Origin of the sequence: Acinetobacter sp. WC-743, assembly GCF_000335555.1 — a bacterium.
GTDB lineage: Bacteria > Pseudomonadota > Gammaproteobacteria > Pseudomonadales > Moraxellaceae > Acinetobacter > Acinetobacter bereziniae.
Genome location: NZ_AMFQ01000015.1, coordinates 1 through 3,766 on the forward strand (window position 1 = coordinate 1; position 3,766 = coordinate 3,766).

Consider the following 3,766-nt stretch of genomic DNA (forward strand, 5'->3'; position numbering starts at 1 on the left):
CGGTCTTCACCGTCTTGTGAATCACGACATCTTTGCCTGCTGCATCTTTACCGGTGATGGTAATCACCACATCGCTATTCGGTGCAACATCCTTGGTGGTCCCAGTGATTTTACCTGCTGTATTGATCTCAACCGTGATCTCAGCTGTGACCAAGTCTAAGCCAGTATCGTCAGGTGTACTTGGATCGTTGTCGTTATCGCCTTGACCTGCAAGATGATCGCTTGCGGGTCCAACACCTTGACCGTTGCGATCTGTAGTAGTGGCTTCAACAGTGACACTTGAACCATCTACGATGCCATCAGCAACCGTGAGTTCTGTTTGGTAGTTGCCATCGGCATCGGTCTTCACTGTCTTGTGAATCACGACATCTTTGCCTGCTGCATCTTTACCGGTGATGGTAATCACCACATCGCTATTCGGTGCAACATCTGTGGTGGTTCCAGTGATTTTACCTGTATTATCAATGTGAATGTCTATGTTACTGTCTACACGATCAAGCCCAGCACTTTCGTCCTCTGGAGTATTTGGATCATCAGTCGCATTTTTACCTAACTGATCTTCCGCTTGAACAGTATTGCCATTACGATCAACAACTTCTGAACTTACAGTCAAATCACCATCCACAAATTCTTCTGGAACTTCAGCTGTATAGCTTCCATCTGGCTGAACAGTAACTTCGATGTCTTTGCTTAATGTATTTCCGTTCTTGTCTTGTCCTGTAATGGTAATAACAACTTTCGTTCCTTCAGGAATATTTTCTGTTTTACCAATGATTGAGCCATCCGTTTTTACTTCAACACTATTTTTCCCATTGGGAATATTTTCTTTATTTTTATCATTATCATGTGTTGCTGCGATGACACCACCGACTACACCTGTCCCAATCAGCCAAGGAAGCATTCCAGTCAAATGACTACTTGCTTCAGGTAATAATGCTTCCAGCCCTGTGATTTCTTTAAAGCCTGAAACTCCATCAAACCAATATAAAATACAACCATCTTCATCTTCAAAGACTAAATCTGAAGTTACTTCTTGGTGAACTACAAAGAAGTTTTCAATAACAATCACTTCACCATTTTTAAGCTTTAATAATAAATGATCACCATCTCGAATATATTCAGCCACATCATCTCTATTCATTTTAGTATGAATAATTGATGCTTCTGACAAAGTGATATGGTTGGTATCTACCGTTGATTTACTTAAAGAATCTTTTTCAATTACAACAAAATTAGCCATTTTTTACCTAAGGAGATTATGTACATTTATCTTTTAAAAAAATCAATTACTTAAAAATATGCACGCAGAAACCCTACAAAAATGAAATTTTTGATGGGGTTGGGAGATATTTATGAGTAAAAAATAAATCGATAATTAAGTATGATTACATTTGAGGTACGACAGTTTGAGTGGGTTCACTTTTGTTAGAACATTGAAGCGTCTGACCGTCATTTAAAATAAACGGTTTTCCCTCTCCATCTACTGAAAGTAAAAAATTATGACTATTCAACTTTTGCACATCTACATCAACATCACAGCTAAAACATGATTCAGTATTGCAATTTTTCACTTTAAAATTATAAACTTCAGACTTTAAGTGATACTTTGCCGTATTATTTATATAAAAGTTCCCTGCTTGTATACGATCAATATAGAAATCAATCGCACACTTCTGATGTGTTGCGGTATCCCCAGAACAAAGCTTTTCATCTCTTTTCACAAGAACAATTTGATTGTTCGTCAAACTTTTCTCTTGAAACCTTAAATTTGATGGTTTTTGATACTGATTGCTTACACAGGCTGTCATACCTATTGCAGCAGTCACTACCATCAAAATAACTTTTGACATCACCGTACTCCGACATTAAAAATAATCGATAAAATCACAACATTAAAATAAGCAGGTTTAGATGAAAAAACAGATCATTTATATCTCGTATTATCTTTATATGATATTCAATTAAATCTATATTCCATCCAGCACAAATCAATAAAGCATAAGGATTAAAATAATTACAAAAATAGAAAACCCATTAATTTAAAATCAAAAAATAGACTAAATAAACTTCAACAAAAAAAATGCAAAACAATACCCTTACCGAAATATTTTATAAAAATAAATCAGCAAAATTTATGTATATTTTTTACACTAAAATTGGGAGATAACTTCAGCCTAAATAGATTAAATATTATTCAATACAGGTGTTTTTCATTCATGTATTCGCATAAATTAAGTCCTTTAAATTTAACTTTATGAGATTTAACTCACACAATCCTAGCATAAAAATGATACAAATCATTATCTTTTTTTTATTTGATGATAAATTTTTTATGATTTTTTAGGTTTTCTTTATAAAAAAACAATTATCATATCAATGGGTTAAAAAAAGTATTTTTTATAAAGAATACATTTACAATTTTATTTTATTTTTATATTTTTTATCCAGAAAATGCTCAGCATATAATCTCTTATCTCCCGCATAATCTCTAAAATACAAATGTATAGATTATAATTCCATAAACATTAAATTTAATATTATATTCTTTGCAAAGCCACAATCTATAATCATTTATTAATAACCAATACACTATCATTCATTGTTTAATTAACAATCAAAACAATAGCTAAATTTATATTAAATTTAAATCATTCTGCTAAAATCAAATCATTACTGTGTAAAATAAAATAATATTTACGAGAAACTTGAAATAAACCAATGCCGATAATTACAAGCATGATTAGGTGCCATTCAGGAATGTTAATCACTCACAAACCCATAATTTTTTTAAAAAGCTTGGGTGCAATCAGTCTATGTGTTCTGATTCAGAACAATAGCTATGCACAAGACACCCGCTATTTAAAAGGCATCAAGGAAAGTGTATCGAGTTTAATCAAACCCAAAGATGACTCCTCCTTTCGTACCGTGCAACTTAAACAACTCGCTGACTTTGAATACCAACCCGAGCAAAGCACAGCGAGCCCTTTGCCCGTGGTCAAACCCTATCTGGGGCAAAAGGCGTCTTTAAATAATCTTTATCTGGAAAATCCACCAACTGCCCAGCAATATGCAGTACCCACACGGACCTTAAGCCTTGAAGAAGCCGTGCAAATCCTGTCAAACGCAACCCCAATATTGCCCAAACGATTTCTACTCTGGCTTCCCAAAATGCCAATATTGATGTCGCCAAGGCACAATACTATCCACAATTAAAAGCTGGCATGAATACTGGTGACTTCACCTCAAATGATAAAGGGCGGCAGTTATATTCTGTTGAAGCCAATCAATTGCTCTATGATTTTGGTAAAGTCAAAAGCAGTGTCACCACACAACAAAATAAATTGGCGGTTGAACAAGCCAATGTCTTGATCAGTATTGATGAAATCTCTACCCAGACGGCTCGAGATATTTTAGGTTTATTGAGATATCGTAATATTATAAAAATCGCCCAAGATCAATTTAATGGGGTCAGTCGCTTACATGAGATTGCACGTTTAAGAGCCGAAGCGGGCATCAGCAGTCATGCAGACCCTGTGCAAGCGCAAAGTTATGTTGAATATTCTCGTTCCTATCTGATTACCCAGCAGAATTTTCTTAAACAGCAAGAACAAAAGTTACGCACCTTATTGGGTTTTGATGTCAGTCAAATTGAGTTCAATATTCCTGATGAATTCGTCAAGCAATCGGGGCTATATGACGACCCCGAAGTCAATACCATCCCCAGTATGATTGCCGCAAAGGCTGAAATTGATGTGGCACAAAGCCA

The 3,766-nt window shown here is 35.0% G+C and carries 4 protein-coding genes; 2 read left to right on the forward strand and 2 right to left on the reverse strand.

Annotated features, from left to right (window positions below; genetic code table 11):
• Both ACINWC743_RS02470 and ACINWC743_RS02475 read right to left on the reverse strand, forming a co-directional pair.
• Positions 1 to 1,240, reverse strand: a 1,240-nt coding sequence (locus ACINWC743_RS02470) for a BapA/Bap/LapF family prefix-like domain-containing protein (protein ID WP_009584238.1), incomplete at its 3' end; no start/stop codon positions are given.
• Positions 1,241 to 1,385: 145 nt separating this feature from the next.
• A complete protein-coding gene (locus ACINWC743_RS02475) occupies positions 1,386 to 1,850 on the reverse strand; it encodes a hypothetical protein (RefSeq protein ID WP_005033551.1) in 465 nt (154 codons plus the stop codon).
• Positions 1,851 to 2,757: 907 nt separating this feature from the next.
• On the opposite strand from ACINWC743_RS02475, the gene ACINWC743_RS24690 reads away from it, so the two are divergent.
• A complete protein-coding gene (locus tag ACINWC743_RS24690) occupies positions 2,758 to 3,213 on the forward strand; it encodes a hypothetical protein (protein WP_009584241.1) in 456 nt (151 codons plus the stop codon).
• Positions 3,177 to 3,766: TolC family protein (locus ACINWC743_RS24695; RefSeq protein WP_265588233.1), on the forward strand; the 590-nt coding region annotated here is incomplete at its 3' end. The genes ACINWC743_RS24690 and ACINWC743_RS24695, both read left to right, overlap by 37 nt.

Excerpts from the sequence above, each read along its gene's own strand:
- ACINWC743_RS02475 (WP_005033551.1), bottom strand. The coding sequence starts at position 1,850 with ATGTCAAAAGTTATTTTGATGGTAGTGACTGCTGCAATAGGTATGACA.
- ACINWC743_RS24690 (WP_009584241.1), top strand. The coding sequence starts at position 2,758 with ATGTTAATCACTCACAAACCCATAATTTTTTTAAAAAGCTTGGGTGCA.